Raw genomic sequence first — 22,683 nt, 5'->3', positions numbered from 1 at the left:
CTGCGAAGCTCGGATCAGAAGCGCGCCTCCGCGCGTCGTCAAGAACGAAAGCGGCGTCCGCGCCGTGTTCGGCGCCGTGGAGCAGTGGTTCACGTCACGTCGTGCACCGTTGGCGCAATTCTCTCTGGAGCGTTCGTCAAGGTCATGACGCAATTCATTCCAAAGGCTCGATGCAACCGAGCCCCGACAGCGTCGTCCTCACGGCCTCCTCCAGCGGCGTGTGCGGCTCGCTGCCGAGCACCCCGACGAGCCGCCGGTTATCCATGCGGATCGGCTCCTGCCACAGATAACGCATCTCCTTCATCTCGCGGAACAGCGGCACGAACGGCGCGGCGATCCCGAGCGCCCACCACGGGAAAGCGCGGACCTTGGGCTCCGCGCCGCCCGTCGCACCGGCCACCACGCGGCGGATCGTATTCACCATGCGGCTGCCGTCCTCGTCCCAATGGCCGGCCATGTGGAACGTCGCGAAATCCTCGAGCCCCTCCTCGCGCTCGACGAGTTCTACCATCGTCTTCGCCACGTCGGGCAGGTAGGACCATTGATGGCCGACGCCGGGGCGGCCGGGATCGCTGACCGTTTTGACAGGCTGACCGGGCTTGATCAGGCCTTGCGAGAACCAGTTGTTGCCTGCTCGCGGGCCGAAGAAGTCGCCGGCGCGCACGATCAGGCTGCGCACGCCGGAGGCGGCGGCGGCGCGCAGGCGGCGCTCCAGTTCGACGCGAATCGCTCCCTTGCGCGTGCGCGGGTGCTGGGGCGAATCCTCGTGGAGCACCGGGAAGGCATCGGGCCCGTAGTTGTAAATGGTCCCTGGCAGCACGATACGCGCGCCGGCGGCGCGGGCGGCTGCGATGCTGCTCTCCAGCATCGGCAGCACGAGCTCGCTCCAGTTCCGGTAGCCCGGTGGGTTGACCGCGTGCACGAGGATCGACGCGCCCTCCGCCGCCCTCCGCACGTCGTCGCGGCACATCGCGTCGCCTTGCATCCATGAAAGACCATCGGCCCGCGCCGCCACGCGGGCCGAATCCCGATGTAGCGCCCGCACTGTCCACCCCGCGTCGCGCAGTTGCCGCGCCACCTCGCCGCCGATGCCGCCGGTTGCGCCCAGAACGAGGACCGTCTTCTTGCTCGCCATCACGTTGCTCCTTGGTTTCGGTGACGGCAGTGTGGGCCGGAACTGCTGCAATTGAAATTGCACAAGATATTGCATCAGCTATACGTTTTCGTATGACGGATGCGGAACCCGGCTGGGAGCTCTATCGCTCGTTTCTCGGCGTCTTGAAGGAAGGCAGCTTGTCCGGCGCGGCGCGCTCGCTCGGGCTGACCCAGCCGACGGTGGGCCGGCACGTGGAAGCGCTGGAGCAGGCGCTCGGCCTGGCCTTGTTCACGCGCTCGCAGCTCGGCCTCGCGCCGACCGAGGCAGCGCTCGCGCTCGAGCCCTACGCCGAGACCCTGGCCGCGACCGCGGCGGCCCTGCTGCGCGTGGCGCAAAGCCAAGGCGACGGGGTGCGCGGCACCGTGCGCATCACGGCCAGCGAGGTCGTCGGCGTCGAGGTGCTACCGCCGATCCTGGCAGCGCTGCGCGAGCAGCATCCCGGGCTGATGGTCGAGCTCGCGCTCACGAGCCGAGTGGAAGACCTGCTCAAGCGCGAGGCCGACATCGCCGTGCGCATGGTGCGTCCGAGCCAGGACGTGCTCTTGGCCCGCCGCGTGGGCACCATCGAGCTCGGGTTGCACGCGCACGAGGACTACCTCGGCCGCCACGGTACGCCGCGTAGCCTTCGCGAGCTGATGAACGGCCACGCGATCATCGGGTTCGACCGCGAGACGGCGTTCCTCCGCGGCCTGCGAAAAGAGCTCGGTCCGCTGCGGCGCGACGCCTTCGCGCTGAGGGCCGACAGCGACCTTGCTCAGCTCGCCGCGATCCGCGCCGGCTACGGCATCGGCATCTGCCAGGTCGGGCTCGCCCGGCGTGACGCGCGCCTGATCCGTGTGCTGCCCAAGGACCTCTCGTTGCCGCTCGACACCTGGGTGGCGATGCACGTGGACCTGCGGGACAGTCCGCGTTGCCGCGTCGCCTTCGAGGCGGTGGCGGAGGGGCTGAGACGCTACATCGAGGGAGAGGTGTCGTAACACCGCCCCCACACCGGTCACCCGCCCTCCCCGCCCTCCCCGCGCGCCCGTCCTGCGTGGCGTCCGCTGCCGCGGACCGGGATCGCCACCTTCCACAGGTGTCACCTCCCCGAGCCCTACCCGCGCGGCACCTGTGACACGTGTCCGTCGTCCTCTCCGAGCGCCGGGACGCGCCTGCCACGTGCGTCCATGCAGCGACGAGCACGGCTCCACCCGCTGCCACATGTGTCATCTGCACGACCCGAACAGCCATCACGACCGACACACGTGCCAGGCTCCGTGCCGGCACAGGACCACCACCTGACACGTGTGGACGCCGCGCCGGGGCGCCGCCCCGGACCCCGCGGGGGCTGTTCGCCCCTCGACCCGAACCAGGGCAAGCCCTGGACCATTTGGGAAGAACTGCGCGATGCGCAGTTCTTCCACAGGCCGGTGGCAAGACCAGAGACAGCGTTGCTGATCGAAAGGGCAGCGCGGCTGTCTTGGTTGGCAGGGGTCGTTCCTCGGCCTGTTCGATGAACTGCGCATCGCGCAGTTCATCGACCCTGGGTCCAGCGCTTGCGCTGGTCCGGGTGCAGGGGCGGACAGCCCCTGCTGGGGCCTGGGGCAACGCCCCAGCGCAGCGCCTCCCAGATGAGACCAATTAGACCCCGAGATCCCGCCCAGCCGCCTCGGCGCGCTCGTCGTCCCGCACGACCGCGCTCCGGGGCTCCGCCGCGCACGGGATCCACACGCGGAACGTCGTCCCTCGACCGAGGGTCGAGTCGCACGTGATGCGACCCTCGTGCGCGGTCACGATGCGCCGCACCGTTGCGAGGCCGATGCCCGTGCCCGGCGCGCGCACGCCGGGCACGCGGTAGAACGGCTCGAAGATGCGGTCCTTCGCGCCGTCGGGGATGCCCGGCCCGGTGTCCTCGACGGCGAGCTCGACGAAGCCTCCGTCGGCCCGCGCGGCGTGGATCGAGACGCGCCGCTCGTTGCTGCCCGCGATGTACTTGAGCGCGTTGCCGAGCAGGTTGAGCACCACCACGTGCAGGAGCTCGGGCGAGCAGGCGACGCGCGTGTCCTCCACGTGGACCGTGACCTCGGCGCGCACCTCGGTGGCCGTCTGCGCGAGCTCCTCCGCCACCTGCGCGACCACCTCGCGCACCGAGGCCTTCTGGCTCGTGTCGTCCGGGCGGCTCGACCGCGAGAACGCGAGCAGGCCTTCGAGCACCGCGTTCGCCCGCGTGACCGATCGTTCGAGCGAGGTCGCGATCCGCTCCGTGGCCTCCTTGCCCTCCGCGCGCCGGAGGCGGGCCGGCACGAGCGCGATCGGCGTGAGCAGGTTCCGGAGATCGTGGGCGATGCGGCCCGCGAACGCGTCGAGATCCGCGTTGACCTGCGAGAGCCGCTCGACGGTCTCCGCGAGATCCCGCCGCGCCGCTTCGGCCTCTGCGCGGGCGCGCTCCTCGCGCGTGAACAGCGCGAGCCGCTCCTCGGCCGCGCGGTAGAGCCGATGCATCGTGCGCGTGAGCAAGACGCCGAGGCCCGCCGCGAGCAGGACGGCGCCACACGCCACGATCACGACGAGCCTCGACGCGCGGGTTGCGGCGAGCCGGGCGCTGTCGCGGGCGACTTCGAGGCGCGAGTCCACGAAGAGCGCGTAGTCGCCGATCGCCACCTCGAGCGCCCCGAGCTTGGGGATCACCTCGGCCCCGACGACGCGCCCCACGTCCTCGTGCGTGCCGCCTGCGCGATGCAGCGCGAACGCCCGCGCGAGCGCCTCCTGGTGCGCCTTCTGCGCGGTCGTGATGCGCTCGAGCCGCGCGCGCTCGGCGGGATCCTCCGTGCGCGCGAAGAGCGCCTTGAGCCGGGCCTCGAAGGCTTGACGCGCGGCGTAGCTCTCCTCGAGCATCTCCGGATCGCCGGTGAGCAGGTACGCCCGGCCCTGCGACGATTTCTGCAGCGCGCCGGCGCGTAGACGCTCCACTTCGATGAACTCCGCGTCGTAGATCTGCTCGACGCGGTCCTGGCTCGCGATCACCGATTGCAGCGCGAAACTCGCGACGCCGCCGATGACGAGCGCGGCGAGGATGGCGACGAGGTACGCCGCGCCGATCGTCTGTTCGAGCTTGCGCCGCGCAATCGCGCGTTCGGCGTCGCCTTCACCGACGGCGGCGTTCGCGACGGAGAGCGTCCTTCGCATCGGATCGAGCTTCATGGCCCACCGCCGCGCGGGGCCCGAAAGGGCGTGGTGGACGAACCAAAAGCTTCTGGAAAATAAGATAAACGCAGCCCTTTGGCAGGGGGCCGCGCGAAGAGGCTGGCCGGCGGGAACACGAATCGCGCGAGAGCAGGGTCCGTACCACGCGCTTGTGCGCGGGCCGTGCCCACGTCGGCGCGTCCGGGGCGCGCGCGGCGCCGAGAAAGGCGCTTCGCGGGGGCGCTTTCGGCGCACATCGACGGGGGATTCGTCTATCGTGTTTTTGGCTTTTTATCGGAGAGGTTCTTCATGTCCGGACGAATGGGTGACGATCATGCGGCCGCGCGCCGGCGGGTGCTCCTCGGCCTCGGCGCCGCGCTCTCGGCGGCCGCCGTGGGTTGCGGCGGCGCGGGTTCGGCGACGGACGTCGCGGGCGCAGGCGCGGGCGTGGGCGCGTCGGGCGCGGGCGGCGCCGGGGGCGCGGGCGGCGCGGGCGGAATGGGCGGAATGGGCGGCGAAGGGGGCGCGGGCGGCGGCGATCCGGGCGAGAGCTGCACGGATTCGGGCGGCCTCTCCCCCGAGGAGCTGCTCGCGCCGATCGACACGTTCGTCATCCTGATGATGGAGAATCGTTCGTTCGACCATTACCTCGGGAGCTTGCGCTTGATCGAGGGCCGCGACGTGATCGGCCTCGACGGTACGGAAAAGAACCCGGCGCCGGACGGAACGTGGATCACGGTCTCGAAGCTCGACGATTACACGCCGGAGGATCCGCCGCACAACTGGGACGCCGCGCATGCGCAGTGGAACGGCGGCAAGAACGACGGGTTCGTCCTGGCCCACGCGGGATCGGCCCAGGCGGACGTGATGGGGTATCACGTCCGCGAGCAGATCCCGGTCCTGTATGCGCTCGCGGACGCGCACGCGGTTTGCGACCGGTGGTTTGCCTCGGTCATGGGACCGACGTGGCCGAACCGGTTTTACCTGCACGGCGGGACGAGCAAGGGGCAAAAGGGGAACCTCCCCGTCCTCGGCTTCGACAGCATCTTCAATTACCTGAACGAAGCCAAGGTCAGCCACAAGGTGTATTACCACGACATCGCGTGGTGCTCGGGCGCGTATTTGAAGACGACCGGGCTCGCGGGAATCGAGCAATTCTTTGCGGACGCGGAGGCGGGCACGCTGCCGAATGTGGTGTTCATCGACCCGCAGTTCTTCGGCGGGGGCGCGAACGACGACCATCCGGATCACGACATCCGGCTCGGGCAGGCGCTCATCGCGAGCGTGTACACGGCGCTCGCCAAGAGCCCGCAATGGGGCCGCTCGATGTTCGTCCTGACGTACGACGAACACGGCGGATTCTTCGACCACGTGGCGCCGCCGACGACGGAAGACGACGAGGCCGCATTCGAGCAGCTCGGCTTCCGTGTGCCGTCGATCGTGGCGGGGCCGTTCGCGCGGAAGGGGTGCGTGGTGGGCACGCAGTTCGAGCACGTCTCGGTGATCCGCACGTTGTGCCGGCGGTTCGGGTTGCCGGCGTGGAACACGCGTATCGCCGCGGCGAACGATCTCTCGTCGTGTCTTCAACCGGCCTATCTATCGGACCCGCGGCCGCCCGTGGAGCTGCCGCCGGTGGATGTCTCGATGGCCGAGCTCATGGCGCGAAGGGAGCACGCGGAGACGCATGCGGAGCTACGGGAGGCGCTGGATTCCGGGCTCATCCCGGAGCACCTGGATCGGCGCGGGGAGGGGATGGCGATTGCGAGGAGGGTGGTCGAGGCGGGAGCGCGGCTCGGGGCGGTGCGAATTCGGGATTGACCGATTCGTCAGCCGGGCGCGCTCGAGGGCTCTTCAGGCGCCTGGCTGCGCTCGCCGCGCGTGCCGTAGAGGTGCGTCAGCTCGAATGCGGCGGCGAGCGCGGGTTGTTTCGTCTCGCGGGCCGCCGCGCGTGCGGCTTTGCGCGCGGAGCGGGCGAGGGTGACGACGATTCCATCGATCAGGTCGAGGTGCTCGGTCGCGGCCATGGTGCCCTGTCCCTCGCGCTCCTTGGCAGCGGCGCGCAAGGCGTCGGCGGCGATCCCGAGGCGCGTGATGGCGTCCGGGCCGCCACGGTCGTGCACCACGGCGGTCACGTCTTCCCGCTTCAATACATCACGCAGGGTATCGAGCTGCACGGCGAGCTTTTCGGCGTCGTCCTGCGCGGCGCGTGTCTGATCGAGCGCGACGGCGATCACATCCGCGCTGGCCTCGTCGCCCTTCTCTTCGAGGTCGTTTCGCCCGGCGTGGAGGACGCTGCGGGCGGTCTCGCGGGCGCTTTTTCCTTCCTTCAGCGCCGTGACGAATCCCTTGTTCGTGAGCTTGCGCTGGCCTGCGACCCCGACGCGCCCGATACCGGCGGCGATGAGCGCGTCGCGCGCATCCGAGAGCCGCGCGCCGTCGGCGGTATTGAAGCCGTGCTTCTGGAGGGCGGGGGCGTACTTGTGGAGGGCTTCGAGGGTCTTGTTGGCCTGGTTCAGGGTATCGGTGGAGCCGAACTGCTTGCCGATGCGGAGGTACTCCTGGCGGGCTTTGGGGGCGATGGTGGCTGTGTCGAGGGGCATGATGGTTCCTTTCCGTGGACGGAAGGCGAGGTGGAATGATCGGTCGGGACGGTAACGCTCCAGGACGTCTCGGAAAGGGGCGGATTCGTGCTCTGGAACGCTGGGGAGTGTCTCGAAGCGGGAGGGGGGCGTCTCGAAACGGCTGGGAGGCGTCTCGAAACGGCTGGGGGGCGCGTCAAGGCAGAAGGGACGGGCGGCGAGGCAAGGGGGCCGCTGCGCGTTCCATTCGACGTTCCATGCACCGAGGCTGCGACGGGGGAGACGGAAACCGACATTCCCGTCGAGGTGAGGACCCGACACCGCAGATGAGGACGAGAGACCGCAGATGTCGACCTCGTCGGGAGGCGGCGTGGCGCACCGCAAAACCCTTCATGTTACCGCAAGAGCCTGCCCTTCCGATAGCTGGATCAAGATCCAGGTCGCGACCTTTGGACCTGCCTGCTTAGGGTGCCTCGCCTGCGGGCGACCCGTGGACATCCACCACGCGCCCCGCCCATGAAGGAGAAGAGTCATGACGCATTTCACCTCCCTTCGTCCTCTCCGTGCGATGGTCACCGTCCTCGGCCTGAGCAGCTTTGCGTTCCTCGGCGGCGCGTGCTCCAGCACGGACACGCAGGACGCCGAGCACCTCGGCGCGGCGGAAGAGCACCTCACCGACGCGCAGTGCTCGTTCTTCGACGTCAACGGCAAGAACCAGATCTGCCACTACACGGGCTCGGCGAACCACCCCTACACCATCATCAAGACCAGCGAGCAGGGCTGCATCAACGGTCACGCCATCCACGCCAACGACTACATCGCCGTGGGCGACCCGACCTGCCAGGGCGGCGGCTGCCTGCCGGCGACCGCGCCCTGCGACGCCACCCTGCCGTGTTGCGACGGGCTCACCTGCCAGAACGGTACGTGCGTCGACCTCTGCGCCGGCGTGACCTGCACCGCCTCCGACGCGTGTCACGTCGCCGGCACCTGCGACCCGGCCACCGGGGCCTGCTCGAACCCCGTCGCCGCCGACGGCACGGCCTGCGACGACGGCAACGGCTGCACCGTCACGGATAGCTGCGGCGCCGGTACCTGCACCGGCAGCGGCAATCCGTGCCAGAACGGCGGCACCTGCAACCCCGCGGAGCCCTACACCTGCACATGCCCCGCGGAGTTCACGGGGCCGAACTGCGAGACGCCCGCCTGCGTCCCCACCACCTGCGCCGCGCAGGGAGCGACCTGCGGCACCATCCCCGACGGCTGCGGCGGCACGCTCACCTGTGGCGGGCCGTGCGGCCCCGCCTGCCCCTGCGCCGCGAACCCGGCCTGGCAGGCCGCGCTGGCCGGGACGATCGTGAACGATGGGCGGTGCACGAATTACTCCTTCCCCGCCCCCTGCCATACTTCGGGCAACAACTCCTGGGCCGTCTCCGATCAGGGCACGTCGGTCGTGGAGCTCATGGCCGGAACGGACTCTGTGGACGGGGAGTCCTTCAGCTACTGCGGTGTGCAGGTGATGCAGGTGAGCGACCAATTCGCCGGCAACTGCAGCGGGGGTGCCTTCCCCGTCATGAATTTCTCCATCACCGCGGCGGAGGTCGCGACGTGCAGGGCCGAGATCGCGAACTTCGCGGCGGCCCAGAACACCACCTGCAACTGAGCCTCCATCTCCTACGCTCCAGGCGCGCCTACCCCCCGCCTGCCGCCGTGCCTCGATCGAGCCTGGTGAACAGGCTCGCGAGCTCGGCGGCCGACGCGACCTCGAGCTTCTCCATCCCCTCCGCCCGGTAGAGCCGCACGGCCGACGCGGAGATCGCGAGATCCGCCGCGATCTGCTTGTTCAGCATCCCCCGCGCCACCCGTTCGCACACCTCGCGCTGGCGCAGCGAGAGCGTCGCGAGCCGGGCGGCGAGTGCCTCCACCTGGGCCCGCGCCGCCCGTGCCGCCGCGTTGCGGGCAAGGGCGTGTTCCACGGCGGCGAGCAGCGCCTCCTCGTCGACCGGCTCGGGGAGGAAGTCCACGGCGCCCGCCTTCATCGCCTCCACGGCCAAACGCACGTCTCCATCGCCGCTGGTGAAGACCACGGGCAGCTCGCACCCGCTCTCGCGCAGAAGGGCCTTCACCTTCAGGCCGTTCGGATCGGGGAGCTGGGCGTCGATCACCATACAGCCCACCCCCGCCGCGCGCGCCGCCTCCAGGAAGGCGAGCGACGACGCGAACACCTGCACGGCGTGCCCCGCCTCCCGGAGCCGCGCGGCAGCGGTCCCGCGCCAGGAGGGGTCCCGGTGCACCAAGAAGACGGTGGCCGCCTCCGCTCCTCCCGGGGGTGGGCTCGTGGCTCCGCGCGCCCCCGCCTCGCCGAGGCTCGTCATCACCAGCGCCTTGCCCACCGGGTCGGACCACGTCCCGGTGAGGGAGAGCCTCTCCTCCGTGCACAAACTCTCGAGCGTCACGCGCGAATGCATCCTTCCCATGCCAGGTGTCCCCCCAGACATCGAGTGCGGAGCAGTGACATGCGAGGACCGGGCCGTGAAGGAATAGGAAAGAAAAAAAAAGGATGAGATGGGGTGGGAGGTCGAGTGACCACGCAGGCAGAGCAGGCCCCTCACACCAAAGCACGCGGGGGGCGCGCCAGCGGCACGGGCGATGCTTCCGACGCAGCCGCGTGGGGCCGTGAAGAACGCGATTCGGTTGACGATCCGCCCCCGGAGGGCGGCAGCAGCGACGCGCTGCCCGAGAGCGCGAGGTTACACGCCTGCGGGAAGCACCAACGAAAGGTACAGTGCGATCGCCATCGGCAGGTCGAGGCGCGGCTCGCACTGATAGAATACGTAATCGTCCGTATGGTCCCAGATGGGTCGGAAAATGCGCTGCCAGGGTGGACGCGAATGATTTTGGCCCGTAAATATCGCCGGGGAGCCGAGGGTGCTGACATTTCCATCGAAAGTGATGATGGGCGGATACGGCCCCCAGAGGGGCCATTTTGTCCATTTCCAGGCCATCGCTCGGTGACACGTTCAACAAGAACATCCGATGACGGATCCCCCGTGGGCTGCCCTCGGATGCGCGGCCCATCAGGTGGGTAACGAGCCTCATATCGTGGTCCGCGAAGACGATCCCTGTCTCGGTCGCTTCCTCGGGTGACCGCTCCACGACCTCGACAACGGCCCCGAGCGCGTCGGAGAGCTCCCGCGCGAATCTGTCATACTGGTGGAACTGCCGGGGGGGGTTGATTCAACGCCCGGCGGGAGACCCAGCGCGCTCAGCGGGCGAACCCAGAGACGAATCGGCGAATTCATTGCGTACCACCTGCTCCTTTGGCCGAACACCCTCGAAGGCACGATTTCCGTGGACGGAAGGCGAGGTGGGCCGATCGGTCGGGACGGTAACGTTTCAGGACGTCTCGGAAAGGGCGGATTCGTGCTCTGGAACGCTGGGGAACGTCTCGAAGCGGCTGGGAGGCGTCTCGAAGGAGGTTCGGGGCGTCGATGTACGGCGGAGGGGCGTCTCGAAGGAGGCTCGGGGCGTCGATGTACGGCGGAGGGGCGTCTCGAAGGAGGTTCGGGGCGTCGATGTACGGCGAGGGGGGCGTCTCGAAGGAGGTTCGGGGCGTCGATGTACGGCGAGGGGGCGTCTCGAAGGAGGTTCGGGGCGTCGATGTACGGCGAGGGGGCGTCTCGAAGGAGGTTCGGGGCGTCGATGTACGGCGAGGGGGCGTCTCGAAGGAGGTCGGGGGCGTCGATGTAGAGGTCGGGGGAGGGGAGGCGAGGCGAAAGCGGCGCAAGGTAGCGGTGGGGGGATGATCCGGGTAGGCTGGCGTCCACCATGACGACCAGCCCGCGGGTACGGCGGATCAAGGTGAAGGGTCTGTTCGGGATCTTCGACCATGAGATTCCGCTCAACATGGATGAGCGGATCACGATCCTGCATGGGCCGAATGGGTATGGGAAGACGATCGTTCTGCGGATGCTGGATGCGTTGTTCAGGGGGCAGTGGGAGACCATCGGCGCGGTCCCCTTCGATAGCTTTTCGGTCGAATTCGAAAACGGAATGGTCCTCGGCGTTAAACGTGAGCCCGAGGGCGACGTGCCGTCTCCATTCTTGGAAGCGCTCAAGGGCCTTGTGTTCTTTTGCCATGGTTCGCCGCTCCACGACCCCGCCGTTTTTTCGTGGGACTCACAGAGGGACCAGATAACATCGATCCTCTTTCACTTGGATGGGATCAAGGCGACGGTCACACAGCGGCTGATTGGCTGGTTGGCAGCGAGTTGCGGAGAATTGCAGCCACGGATGATCGAGACCCACCGGCTCGTTCATGAAGTTTCGCGTCACAGTCAGTTTTTGGGGAACCGGTCCGCCGTCTTGACATATTCGGATGAATTGGTGCAGGCAATCGAGGCGACGCTTGCGAGGTATGCCAGCCGCGCGCAGGAGCTTGATAGCACATTCCTTGATCGTCTCTTCCGGCAGACTCCGCAAACGGAGTTGCCCATCGAAGAGATCGAGGTGAGGCTGCGCGGGCTCGATGACAAGCGAGCAAGGCTCGTCCAGCTGGGCGTACTCGACCCAGAGCGCGAGTCGCACAAGAAAACCCCACGGCTCGAAGAATCAAAACGCGATGTGCTCACGGTGTACATCGAGGACACGGAAAGCAAGCTCGGTATGCTCGAGGACCTCGCGTGGCGCATCGAGCTCCTCACAGAGGCCGTCAACAGGCGCTTTGTCTACAAGCGGATGAGCGTATCTAGGGGAGAAGGGTTCGTCTTCCGTTCCTTGGTCGACGGTCGGAGCGTCCCCTCGGACCGGCTCTCCTCCGGCGAGCAACACGAGGTCGTCCTGCTTTATGAGCTTCTGTTCCATGTGAAGCCTGGCTCTCTGGTCCTCATCGACGAGCCCGAGATCTCCCTCCATTTAGCCTGGCAAAACCAGTTCCTTGGCGATCTTCTGCAAATGGTCGAGCTTGGAGGCTACGACGTGCTCGTCGCGACCCACTCACCATCCATCATCGATGATCGCTGGGACCTGACCGTCGAGCTGAAGGGCCCGGAGCTACCCGCAAAGGCCGCCGAATGAAAAACGCGATGCTCGATGCCATCAATGGCGCGCACATCGCCAACAAGATCCGGATGGAGCGCTCCCAGCACGCGGGCTCCTTCCTCGTCGTGGAGGGGGTAAGCGACAAGCGGTTCTTCGACTGGCTCATCGACAAGAACAAGTGCAAGATCGTCGTGGCATATGGCCGCGACAAGGCGCTCGACGCGTTTCATCGCTTGCAGGTTCCATCCTTCGATGGCGTCCTCTTCGTCATCGATGCCGATTTTGATGCCATAGAAGGTCGGAAGCCGCCCTCCATCAGCGTCATTTTCACGGACACGCACGACCTCGAGACCATGCTTCTCGCCTCGCCTGCATTCGAGAAAGTGCTGTTGCAGGTTGGGAGCGAGGAGAAGGTAGACAAGTTTCGTGGGCAGTATGGTGACCTTCGCGCATGTCTTCTCCGATGCGCAAAACATCTCGGTTACATGCTCTGGCTCTCGCGGAAGGACAGGCTCAATCTCAAGTTCGAAGAGCTCAAATTCGGCAAATTCGTCGATGAGAAGACGCTCCTCCTCGACCCGGCCGAGATGGTCAAGGTCGTCGCGAATCACTCGCAGCGTCCGGACCTCAAGAACGACGTTCTCCTCACCCGACTCGCGGCCCTGTACGACGACGGCCATGATCCCTTGCACGTCTGCTGCGGGCATCACCTGACCGAGATCCTCGCGTTCGCCCTGCGTAAGGCATGGGGAACGAACGACGCTGGCGCGTTCGACGGGCCGATGGTCGAGCGGATGCTGGTGCTCGCGTACGACGAGGGGCTTTTCGTGACGACACAGCTCTACGCTTCCATACGAGCCTGGGAGTCGCAGCACCCCCCGTTCATCGTACTTCGCGCCCTCGGCACCCCTGCCTGATCAAGGCACGATCGCCGCCGCCACATTCGTCACATTCGCCACCCCGGGCACAGTCGCCACCGTCGCCTGCGCCCCATTCACGCGCGCATGCTTCAGCGTCCCCCCCGTCGCATACACGATCTCCGCCTCGGCCCCTGACAATCCCGGAAGCGCGACCGGCGTCGACGACGTCGTTTGCGGGACCTCGACCGTCGTGGCCGCGCCCCACGCCCCGTCCTTCCCTCGCACGAAATAGATCCCCTCGTTCAGCACGCCTCGATACGCGACGACGAAATCCCCCGCCGCCGTCGCAGCCACCGACGGCGAAAGCCCCGTCGTCGCCGTGCCTACGGTTTCCTCCGCGGTCCACGAGTTCTGCGGCGTGATCAGCTTGACCGTGCAGATCCGATTGTCGGCTTGCCGCACGTAGAAAACACGCAAATCCTGATCCGCGTCGACGAGCGCAAACGGCCTGAGCCAGTTCGCGACGAGCGAGGTCGGCGCCTGTGCAGAAAGCGTCCACGCGCTCCCGGGTCCGCTCTTCGCGAGGTAATAGATGTGCGCATCATCGCCCGCGTACACCGCATACGCCCCCGCCGCGCCGTCCCTCGCGAGCGCCGTGGCACTCGGGCCGAACGCCTGGAACTGCGCCATGCCGGCGGGCATCGGGCTGAACGGGCTGAACGCGCCGGCCTCGTATTGCGAGAAATAATGCTTGTTGTCCGTGCCGAGGAACGTCATCAGCGTGGCCACGCCGAGCGGCGACGCGGTCGGGCCGTCCTTCGCGAATCCGAAGCTGCCGACCTTCTGCACGGCCCCAAAGCCCCCGGCCTTCGTCCACGTCGCCCAGAAGAGCTCGTTGTTCTCGGCTGCATTCGCGCTCTGGCGGCGCAAGACCGCGACCACGCCCTCCGGCTTCGGCGCGAGCCCGGCCGCGGAAAACTGGAGGTTGAGCGAGCCCGTGCCCCAGCCCGCAGCCGGATCGTAATGGGCTTCCCCTGCGTCCGGGCCCGCGAGCACGAGCAGCGTGCCCGTGGGATTGCCCCCGCCGGAGCCGCCCATTCCACCGGAACCGCCCATTCCACCCGCGCCGCCCATTCCGCCGGCGCCACCGCTTCCGCCCGTGCCTCCGCTTCCGCCGATGCCTCCGCTACCGCCCGCGCCACCGCTTCCGCCCATACCGCCGACGCCGCCCGTGCCGCCCGTGCCGCCCGTCCCGGAGCTGCTGCTCGCGGACGACGACGACGACGAGGACGAGCTGCTCGCGGCGAGCGAGGCGCCTGCCCCGGACGTGAAATCGGGCGGCTCGGTGCCTTGCGCGCAGCCGAAAAGCGGGACGAACGCGGAGAGCGCGACGAACCGGGGAAGCATGCCCCAGTTGTCACGTACTTCGTGATGGCGTCAAGCTTGGAGGAAGGAGAGAGGCGGGACGGATGGGGGCGGGCTGCCGCCCCCATCCCGGCGGCTCACCGGAGGGTGACCGCGTCTCACGCCCTGTCATTTTCACGCTACGAACAATCCCAGAATTCAAATTCGTAATCGTAGCAGTTTGGTGAGAAAGCGGCAGAAATCACGACCTTGGTCCGTAGTGCATGCTCGTCGCAGGATTCGACGCTTTCTTCCGGCATGAGGGCTTTGGAGTCGTAGAGGCTGTAATCGCCAGCCCAATCATGAAGCGAATAGTGCTCGATATGCAGCAGGTGGTGCTCGCGGTGCGATGAAAGACACGAGTTGTGCTTGTAACGTAGCTTGTATCCATTGACGAATCTGGCGGATTCACGACCCTCGCGGAATGCCTGCTCGACCTCGATTGTGTTTTCCGGACCTTCGGCTGAATCCACACCCGCTTCGTCTGCAGGGGCGCAGCCTTGGACCCCCATGAGGGTCGTGATCGCAACGGCGGCGAGAGTGGTGGATCGGTACATGGATCTTCGTCCTTCCTGCCTCGGGCCAATCGTCGATTGTGCCCACGACGCACACGTCCGTGACAGAGCAGGCGCAATGCCATGCGGCCATGACCACGCTCGACCCCCCCGCATGCGGGGGCGTGCAAGTGGCGGAAAGGAAGGACGCGCGTGAATCCGACGGGGAGGGAGTGGGGGGCCTTCGCCCCCCACCTGGGGAGACTATCGCACCGTCACCGCGAGCTTGTAATCGAAGACCGCGATGGGGTTGCCCGGCATCGCCGAGAACGGCGAGGCCTGCACGAGCAGGTAGTACGTGCCGCCCGCGAGGTTCTTTGCGAACGCGTGCGGCGCCGTCGCGCCGAGGCCGTCGATCGCCGAGCAATAACCACGGCCGCCGTCGTCGTCCGCGCCGAGCTCCACGCCCGCCGCGTCGTACAGCGTCAGGTAGCTATCGATGGGATCCGCCCCGTTCGCGCACGACTCCGCCGCCGTTCCCTCGATGATCTCGGCCCGCAGCGACTTGCCCGCCGGGACCGTGATCTCGAAGTAATCGTCATCGTCGTAGGACATGTGCAAGGCCGTGACGACCGTGTCCCAGCCCGCCGTCGGGTGGGCGTCGGCCACCAGGTTGTTCGGCTCGTTCTCCGGGCCGCTCTCCGTGAGCACCTTCGCCCGCAGCATGTACGAGGCGATGGTCCCGTCGTTGTTCGCCTCCTCGACGCCGACGTAATACGTGCCCGCGGCGAGGTTCATCGTCAGCGCCGAGCAAGAGCCCTCGCCGCTCACGTTGTCCGTTTCGAGGAGCTGCCCGGTCGAATCGAGCAGGCGCAGCGTGGACGTGAAGCCGCAGCCGATGCCCGTGGCGTTCAGCGTCTCGAGCACGAGCACCGCGTCCGACGCGAGGTCGAAGCGGAAGAGGTCGACGTCGCCCGCCGCGGCGATCGAGCCCGTCACGTTGGCGCTGCCCGTGAGCGTCACGCCGGCGGCGTCCGCCTCGGCCGTCGTGTTGTTCGGCTCGACCTCGGCGCCCGTCTCCAGCGCGCACACGTCGCTGCAGCCGTCGCCCGCGCTCGTGTTGCCGTCGTCGCAGGTCTCCGCGCCGTCGAGGAAGCCATCGCCGCAGACCGGGATGCGATCGCAGGTCGCCTCGCAGCCGGCGCCGCCGTCGCACTCCTCGCTGCCCTCGACCACGCCGTTGCCGCAGACGGCTTCGACGGCGATCTCGAGCAGATAGCCGGGGATGACGGTGTTGTTCTCGTAGTCCTCGACCTTGACGAAGTACGTGCCCGGGGCGAGGTGCCGCGCGCCCGCGTGCGTCTTGCCCGAGATGCGCGAGCAGATGTTGACGCCGCCGTCGTCCGCTTGCGCGAGCTCGGTCGTGCCGTCCGTGCCGTACAGCGTGATCACCGTGTCCAGCGGCAGCGCGCAGGTCCCGGGGCCGTTCGCGTCGTGCGTCTGGAGGCGGACGTCCGAGGTCGCGCTCAGCGTGAAGCTGTAGAAGTCGAGGTCGCTGCCCGGCGTGATCGCGCCGCTCACGATCGTGTACGGCGTGAAGGGGCCGCCCGCCGTCGCGCTCGTGTCGTTCGGCTCCGTCTCCGGCGTCGATTCCTTCGTGCACGTAGCATCGCAGCCGTCGCCCGGCGTCGTGTTGCCGTCGTCGCAGGTCTCGGGCGCGTCGATCTTGCCGTCGCCGCAGACCGCGTTGCGATCGCACGTCATCGAGCAGCCCGCGCCGCCGTCGCACTCCTCGGCACCCTCGACCTTGCCGTTGCCGCAGGTCGCGTCGAGCGTGATTTGCAGGCGATAGCCGGGGATCTCCGTGTTGTTGAGGAAGTCCTCGACGGAGACGTAATACGTGCCCGCCGGCAGGTGCCGGGCCGCGCCGTCGCCGGGCTTCTTCGCGTCGATCTTGCCGCAAGCGCCGAGGCCGCCGAGGTCACGCTCGAGCAGGAGCGTGGTGCCGTCGGTGCCGTAGAGGCGGAGCAACGTGTCGACGCCGACGCACGAGCCGGGGCCGTTCGCGTCGAACGACTCGACCGTGAGGTCGCTCGTCTGGTCGAGCTTGATCGCGTAGTAGTCGACGTCCGTGGCCGGGCTGATCGCGCCCTGGTAGAGCGCCGGCGGAGCGAAGCCACCCGAGGCCTGCGCGCTCGTCTCGTTCGGCTCCGTCTCCATGAGGATCGACGTCTCGCAGGTCGCGCTGCACGTGTCGCCGTCCATCGTGTTGCCGTCGTCGCACGTCTCGGGCGCGTCGACGTTGCCGTCGCCGCAGACCGGGATGCGATCGCAGGTGAAATCGCAGCCCGCGCCGCCGTCGCACTCCTCGGTGCCCTCGACCTTGCCGTCGCCGCAGACCGCGTCGTACGTCACGACGAGCTTGTAGCTCGGGATTGCTTTGTCGTTTCCGGCCTCCTCGACCTTCACGTAGTAGATGCCCGCCGCGAGGTGCCTGAGCGCCGCGTTCGTCGTGCCGTCGAGGCGCGAGCACGCGTTCGTGCCGCCATCGTCGTCGGAGCCGATCACCGTGGTGCCGTCGGGCGCGTAGAGCGTGACGAGCGTGTCGATGTTCAAGCAGCTCGACGGGCCGGAGCCGTCGTACGTCTCGATGTGCAGGTCGACCGTCTTGGGCACGACGATCTCGTACCAATCGGCGTCGCTACCGGGGTTGATCGAGCCGCTCACGAGGACGGGCGCCGTGTACGGGCCGTTCGCCGTGGCGGACCCGTTGTTCGGCTCGGTCTCCGAGAACGTGTCGACGACGCAGGTCGAGCTGCAGCCGTCGAGGTCCTTCGTGTTGCCGTCGTCGCACTGCTCCGTGCCGGCTTTGATGCCGTCGCCGCAGGTCGTCGCGCAGACGCTCGGCGCGCCCGTGCACGTGTAGCCGAGCTCCGGGGCGCAGGCGTCGCAGCCGTCGCCGGCCGTCGTGTTGCCGTCGTCGCAGGCCTCGGCGCCCGCGGGGATGCCGTCGCCGCAGGTCGTCGTGCACACGCTGGGCTCGCCGGTGCACATGAAGCCTGCTTCCTGCGCGCACGTGGCGTCGCAGCCGTCGCCAGCCGTCGTGTTGCCGTCGTCGCAGGCCTCGGCGCCGGTGATCGCGCCGTCGCCGCACACGTCCATCGAGCCGCCCGCGCCGCCCTGGCCGCCCGCGCCGCCCATGCCGCCTTGGCCGCCCATGCCGCCTTGGCCGCCCATGCCGCCTTGGCCGCCTTGGCCGCCTTGGCCGCCTTGGCCGCCTTGGCCGCCTTGGCCGCCTTGGCCGCCTTCGCCCCCCACGCCGCCCTGGCCGCCTACGCCGCCCTGGCCGCCTTGGCCTCCGGTGCCACCGGACCCGCCTTGTCCTTGCGGAATATCACTCCGATCGACCGCTGCGATCAGCTCGCAGCCCATGGATCCGAACGATCCCAGGCCGATCACGAGCGCCATACCAACGTGCCTCGTTAGCCTCGTCATGCGCGATTCTTCGCTCCCAATGGTTAGCGATGTCTCGCCCGACGCCTGCGCCGAGACGCGTACCCGAGGGCCTCTGCAAGCGAAGAGCGGGCATACCTCAATGAATCGACGGGCCGGCGTCAAGGAATAGGTGCCGCGCGCCTTCGATGAGGGATCTCCAGGGTGAAGGTGGCACCTTCCCCCGGTCGATTGTCCACGATCACCCGCCCGCCGTGCGCCTCCGCCACGCTCTTCACGATCGCGAGCCCGAGCCCCGTGCCGTCGCGATCCGCGTCGGTCGTGAAGAACCTGTCGAAGATGCGCGGCAAGATCGCGGGCGGCACGCCCGGACCTCGATCTTTCACGGCGATACGAATCACGGCCTCGGGCGGACCCCCCTCGACGCGGATCCGCACCGGCTCTCCCGGCGGCGAGAATCGAACGGCGTTGTCGAGCAAGTTGCCGAGCGCCGTCTCGACGTCCACGGGCCGGCAGAACACATCTCGTTCGCTCGCCAAGTATTCGAGGATCACCGGCTGATCCGGCGCCGAAGCGCGCTCCTTCGCCGCGAGCGCGAGCGCCGAAAGGTCACACACGCGCATCGGCTCGGCCGAGGCCTCGATGCGCGAAAGCTGGAGCAGGCGCGAGACCAGTCGATCGAGCCGCTCGACGTCGAGCTCGATGTTCCGCAAGAAACGAACGCGCGCCTCCGGATCGTCGTGCGCGCCTTCGCCGAGCAGCTCCGCCGCGCCGCGGATCGAGGTGAGCGGCGACTTGAACTCGTGCGCCACGTCCGCGGCGAACTCCGAGATGTACCGCATGCGCGCGTCGAGCCGCTCCTTCATCGACGCGAACGACTCGCCGAGCTCGCGGATCTCGCCGCCGCCGCCGATGGGCACGACCACGTCCCGCTCGCCCGCCGCGATGCGCTTGGCCGCGCGCGAGAGCCGTCCGAGGGGCCGCGAGATGCTCCACGCGAGCACGAGCGTCACGAGGCCCGTGCCGAGGAGCGCGACCGCGAGCACACGCCCGAGGCCCGAGCGGATGCGGTAGAGCTCGAAGAGGACGGGTTGCGTCGATCGCGCCACGTACACCACGCCCGTCACCACGCCGCCCGTGCGGATGGGCTCCGCGAGGAAGAGGATCACGCCCGGGTCGCGGTCGCGTACGCGCGTGCGTGTCGCCTTCGTGCCCGCGAGCGCCGAGCGCACCTCGAAGCGTTCCGCGAGCAAGGGCCACTTCTCCGCCGCGCGCATGTCGAGCGCCCACCGCACATCCCGCGCGCGCGGCAGCCGGAGCGGCGGCGGCGGCTCCGGCCCCTCGGGCGGCCCGTCCGCGTGCGAGTCGGCCACCACCTCGCCGGCCTTGTCCACGAGCCGGATCCGCGTCCGCGTCCGCTTGGCCGCCGTCGCGAGGATCTTCTCGTGCTCCGGATCCCCGAGCGCGCGGCCCGCGCCGAGGTTGTGCTCGACGAGCGAGCGCACGAGGATCGCCTGGTTCGACATGTCGCGTTCGAGCGCGTCGAGCAGCTCTCGCTCGTGGATCCGCGCGAATTCGAGCCCGATCGCGGGGACGAACAGCACGAGCAGGTTCACGACGAGCAGCCGCACGCGGATGCGGCCGAGCAGGACGAGCAGCCTACGCACCGGCGACCTTGTACCCGACGCCGTGCACCGTCGCGATCGGGTCCTCGCCGCCCGCGGCGCGGAACTTCGCGCGGATCCTGCGGACGTGCGTGTCGATCGTGCGCTCGGTGATGAGGTTGTCGTAGCGGTACGCGCGCGTCATGAGCTGGCTGCGCGAGAGCACGATGCCAGGTCGTTCGAGCAGCGCGCCGAGCAAGCCGAGCTCCGTCGCCGTGAGCGTCACGGGCGCGCCGTCGAGCCGCGCCTCGTGCCGCTCCACGTCGACCTCGATCCGCCCGTGCGTGAGTACCTTGCGCGCGGCCTCGCCCGGCGCTTCGAGCCTGCGGAAGAGGGCTTTTACGCGCGCCACGAGCTCGCGCACGGAAAACGGCTTCGTGAGGTAGTCGTCGCCGCCGAGGTCGAGGCCGAGCACACGATCGATCTCGTCGCTGCGCGCGGACAGGAAGAGGATCGGCACGCGGCTCTCGGTGCGGATGTGGCGGCACGCGGAGAGGCCGTCGACCTCGGGGAGCATCACGTCGAGGATGACGAGGTCGATGCCGCCCTTCGCGACGGCCTCGATGGCCTCGCGGCCGTCGGTCACCACGGAGACCTCGTAGCCCTCTTTGCGAAGCGCGTACTGCAGGACCTCGCGGATGCGCGCCTCGTCGTCGACGACCAGGATGTGCTTGCTCACGTCTCGATCGGCTCCTCGGCGCGGAGGCTCTCTTCGGCTTCGAGGGCAGCGCCGAGGCCCTCGACCCGCGCCTGCACCTCCGAGACGATACCACCGATGTCCGCCGCGGAGGATCCGCTGAAGCGCGCCACCGTGACCTGCGTGCGCAGCGCCTCGGCGAGCGCGCAGAGCTCCTCCAGGGCGCGCGCGTCCCGGTCGCGCAGCGACGACAGACGGCGGACGTTGTCGAGGTCGAGCCGCGCCGTCGCGAGGGCCCGGCTCGATCCCGAGGCGTGCTCGAGCTCGCGCACGCGCGCCTCGGCCCGCCCGAGATCAAACGCGTCCTTGCGGAGGAGCGCTTCGAGCTCTGCGTGCCGCTCGACGCGCCGCTCGACCTCCGCCTCGATCCGCGCCGCGGCCTCCGCCGGCAGCACACTCGCGAGCGGCGTCCCCCGCGACGCCGCGACCGCCTCCGCGAGCGCGGCTTTCACCCTCGCGAGCGCACTGCCCGCCGCGCCCTTCGGCGCCTCCGCAGCGCGCTTCGCGGTCAGCGCGATCGGCGCCCAGAGCGGCCAGAGCGGCACGGCCAGCGCGGCCGACATCGCCGCGCGCGAGCCTCCCGCGGGCGACGATCGGTAGATCGCCACCGCGCAGCAAATACCCGCGACGAGGTAGAGCACCGACAGATCCCGCAGGCTCATTGCCCGCCCTCCTCCTCGAAATCCTCCTCGACCTCGCGTGACCGCGTGCTCCTGCCGCGCTCCCACGCGTCGGACTCCGCGGGCGCATCGATCCGATACGGCCGATCGCTGTAAATCGCGGCCGACGTCAGGCTCGTCAGCACGGCCTCTGCAAAACTGCCCTCGCGGTCTCGCAGGAACGGCACGTTGATCGCGCGCGGACGCACCAGGTACGGACGCAGGATCCACGCGGTTTGTCCGCCGACCGCGATGAACACGCTGATGAACGCAATCGCCGTCGTGATCCGCCCTTTCCCTTCGCCGAGCCCCCGCACGAGCAAGGACAGCGCGGCGAACCCGGCCACGCCGTACGCGCCCGACGCGACGATCGCCGCCGTGTGATAGCCCATGCCGAGATCGAGCATCAGCCAGAGCGCGGGCGCGAATGCGAGCAGCACGAGCGACGATCGACCCGCCGACGCGAGCGCGAGCGCCACGATCGATCGCATCGGCCAGGGCCTGCCGAGCACCGCGGCGAGCGCGTGGAACGCCGGCGCCGCGAGCGCGAGCGTCGCGAGCACGGCAAGCGGCACCTTCGCGGCTCCGTAGAGGATCTGCATGCCGCCGCGGAAGCTCCCGAGCACGCCACCGAATGCGGCCGCGCCGAGCGCGATCGAGGCGAGCGAGGTCGCGCCGATGGCGCGCACCTCCGGATCGTCGTCGCGACAAGAGCGGGCGATCTCTCCGGGCGCGCGGAGCAAACGGGCGAGGACGGTGGCGCTCATTGGCCACCTCCGAAGATCGGCAGCGTGCTCCACCAGACCCGCGCCGACAGCGCCGTCGCGAAGATCGCGAAGCCGGCGAGCGCGAACCCGCTCATCGTCCGCACGCCCGCAGGCGCGCGCCCGAGCGGCGTCCCGATCGCCCCGAGAAACGCGCGCAGCCCGAAGGCCCCCGCGAGGATCAAACCGAGCCCCGCGGAAAACGCGGCGCCGATGCGCGAGCTCGACGTCGTCACGAAGAGCGCCATCGCGGGCGCGAGCCCGCCGAGCACGAGGCCTGTCGTCGCCGCTCCGCGCGCCGCGGCTTTCACCGCGGCCGGAGGATCGACCGGCGCATCGAACAGGGTGAGTACGATGAACAGCGCGGGCACGCCGAGCCCTGCCACGGCGAGCGGCGCGAGCGGCACCGCGGCCGCGTGCTTCAAAATCGAAAGCCCGCCGTCCCGCGTCCCGATCGAGAGTCCATACAGCGCCGACAGCGCGAGCGCCGTGGCGAACCTCCGCGCATCGTCGCGCAGCGCGCCCGCGGCGCCTTCCGGCCCGTCGCCGAGCAGCGATTTCGCGAATGACGGCGCGCCCTCGTCTGCGGGCATCTCCGGGGCGGCGTGGGACGAGGGCGGCGGGGGCGTGGTCCCTTGGGGTTCGGGCGGGGCGTCGCCCGCGAGGGCATCGACGTACGAGGCGTGGGCTTCCATCTTTCCTCCGGTGTGGCGGCCACGGGCCGCGCCAGACCTCCTTTCCGTATCGCGCCGGT

At 68.8% G+C, this 22,683-nt stretch carries 17 protein-coding genes; 5 read left to right on the top strand and 12 right to left on the bottom strand.

Annotated elements, in window-relative coordinates:
* Positions 1 to 154: 154 nt before the first annotated feature.
* Positions 155 to 1,135: an SDR family oxidoreductase gene (locus KEG57_RS38300; RefSeq protein WP_272424481.1), complete on the bottom strand. Its 981-nt coding sequence runs from the start codon at positions 1,133 to 1,135 to the stop codon at positions 155 to 157.
* Positions 1,136 to 1,227: 92 nt separating this feature from the next.
* Here KEG57_RS38300 and KEG57_RS38295 point away from each other — a divergent pair, with 92 nt between their 5' ends.
* Entirely contained in the window at positions 1,228 to 2,133 is a 906-nt protein-coding gene (locus KEG57_RS38295; RefSeq protein ID WP_272424539.1) for a LysR family transcriptional regulator, read from the top strand.
* Positions 2,134 to 2,776: 643 nt separating this feature from the next.
* Here the strand turns inward: KEG57_RS38295 and KEG57_RS38290 are convergent.
* The gene (locus KEG57_RS38290; protein ID WP_272421190.1) at positions 2,777 to 4,336 is read right to left on the bottom strand and encodes a sensor histidine kinase; all 1,560 of its coding nucleotides are present in this window, start codon (positions 4,334 to 4,336) and stop codon (positions 2,777 to 2,779) included.
* 291 nt (positions 4,337 to 4,627) lie between these two features.
* On the opposite strand from KEG57_RS38290, the gene KEG57_RS38285 reads away from it, so the two are divergent.
* On the top strand, positions 4,628 to 6,136 hold the full coding sequence (locus tag KEG57_RS38285) for an alkaline phosphatase family protein (protein ID WP_272421189.1): 1,509 nt from the start codon (positions 4,628 to 4,630) through the stop codon (positions 6,134 to 6,136).
* A gap of 8 nt (positions 6,137 to 6,144) precedes the next feature.
* Here KEG57_RS38285 and KEG57_RS38280 read toward each other — a convergent pair whose 3' ends face one another.
* Complete coding sequence (locus KEG57_RS38280) at positions 6,145 to 6,918, bottom strand: hypothetical protein (RefSeq protein WP_272421188.1); 774 nt, start codon at positions 6,916 to 6,918, stop codon at positions 6,145 to 6,147.
* Positions 6,919 to 7,429: 511 nt separating this feature from the next.
* Between KEG57_RS38280 and KEG57_RS38275 the strand changes: the two genes are divergently transcribed.
* The gene (locus KEG57_RS38275) at positions 7,430 to 8,557 is read left to right on the top strand and encodes a calcium-binding EGF-like domain-containing protein (protein ID WP_272421187.1); all 1,128 of its coding nucleotides are present in this window, start codon (positions 7,430 to 7,432) and stop codon (positions 8,555 to 8,557) included.
* A gap of 28 nt (positions 8,558 to 8,585) precedes the next feature.
* Here the strand turns inward: KEG57_RS38275 and KEG57_RS38270 are convergent, their stop codons facing one another.
* Complete coding sequence (locus KEG57_RS38270) at positions 8,586 to 9,350, bottom strand: response regulator transcription factor (protein WP_272421186.1); 765 nt, start codon at positions 9,348 to 9,350, stop codon at positions 8,586 to 8,588.
* A gap of 1,372 nt (positions 9,351 to 10,722) precedes the next feature.
* Between KEG57_RS38270 and KEG57_RS38265 the strand changes: the two genes are divergently transcribed.
* Positions 10,723 to 11,970 (top strand): AAA family ATPase, encoded by a 1,248-nt coding sequence (locus KEG57_RS38265; RefSeq protein WP_272421185.1) that lies wholly within the window; start codon positions 10,723 to 10,725, stop codon positions 11,968 to 11,970.
* On the top strand, positions 11,967 to 12,851 hold the full coding sequence (locus KEG57_RS38260) for a DUF4435 domain-containing protein (protein ID WP_272421184.1): 885 nt from the start codon (positions 11,967 to 11,969) through the stop codon (positions 12,849 to 12,851). Before KEG57_RS38265 ends, KEG57_RS38260 begins: the two co-directional genes overlap by 4 nt.
* Here KEG57_RS38260 and KEG57_RS38255 read toward each other — a convergent pair whose 3' ends face one another.
* From KEG57_RS38255 to KEG57_RS38220, 8 genes are all read right to left on the bottom strand, one after another.
* Complete coding sequence (locus KEG57_RS38255; protein WP_272421183.1) at positions 12,852 to 14,201, bottom strand: hypothetical protein; 1,350 nt, start codon at positions 14,199 to 14,201, stop codon at positions 12,852 to 12,854. It abuts the gene before it with no gap.
* Positions 14,202 to 14,338: 137 nt separating this feature from the next.
* Positions 14,339 to 14,755 (bottom strand): hypothetical protein, encoded by a 417-nt coding sequence (locus KEG57_RS38250; protein ID WP_272421182.1) that lies wholly within the window; start codon positions 14,753 to 14,755, stop codon positions 14,339 to 14,341.
* 201 nt (positions 14,756 to 14,956) lie between these two features.
* On the bottom strand, positions 14,957 to 18,187 hold the full coding sequence (locus KEG57_RS38245; protein ID WP_272421181.1) for a DVUA0089 family protein: 3,231 nt from the start codon (positions 18,185 to 18,187) through the stop codon (positions 14,957 to 14,959).
* Between the two features lie 119 nt (positions 18,188 to 18,306).
* Positions 18,307 to 19,812, bottom strand: a complete 1,506-nt coding sequence (locus KEG57_RS38240; RefSeq protein ID WP_272421180.1) for an ATP-binding protein — start codon at positions 19,810 to 19,812, stop codon at positions 18,307 to 18,309.
* The gene (locus KEG57_RS38235; protein WP_272421179.1) at positions 19,805 to 20,488 is read right to left on the bottom strand and encodes a response regulator transcription factor; all 684 of its coding nucleotides are present in this window, start codon (positions 20,486 to 20,488) and stop codon (positions 19,805 to 19,807) included. The genes KEG57_RS38240 and KEG57_RS38235 overlap by 8 nt, the downstream gene beginning before the upstream one ends.
* The gene (locus KEG57_RS38230) at positions 20,485 to 21,168 is read right to left on the bottom strand and encodes a hypothetical protein (RefSeq protein WP_272421178.1); all 684 of its coding nucleotides are present in this window, start codon (positions 21,166 to 21,168) and stop codon (positions 20,485 to 20,487) included. The genes KEG57_RS38235 and KEG57_RS38230 overlap by 4 nt, the downstream gene beginning before the upstream one ends.
* Positions 21,165 to 21,932 (bottom strand): hypothetical protein, encoded by a 768-nt coding sequence (locus KEG57_RS38225; protein WP_272421177.1) that lies wholly within the window; start codon positions 21,930 to 21,932, stop codon positions 21,165 to 21,167. The genes KEG57_RS38230 and KEG57_RS38225 overlap by 4 nt, the downstream gene beginning before the upstream one ends.
* A complete protein-coding gene (locus KEG57_RS38220; protein ID WP_272421176.1) occupies positions 21,929 to 22,624 on the bottom strand; it encodes a hypothetical protein in 696 nt (231 codons plus the stop codon). Before KEG57_RS38220 ends, KEG57_RS38225 begins: the two co-directional genes overlap by 4 nt.
* Between the last annotated feature and the right edge of the window lie 59 nt (positions 22,625 to 22,683).

This window comes from Polyangium jinanense (assembly GCF_028435365.1).
Note: the sequence above shows the minus strand (reverse complement) of the source record. Positions and strands in the feature narration are given on the sequence as shown.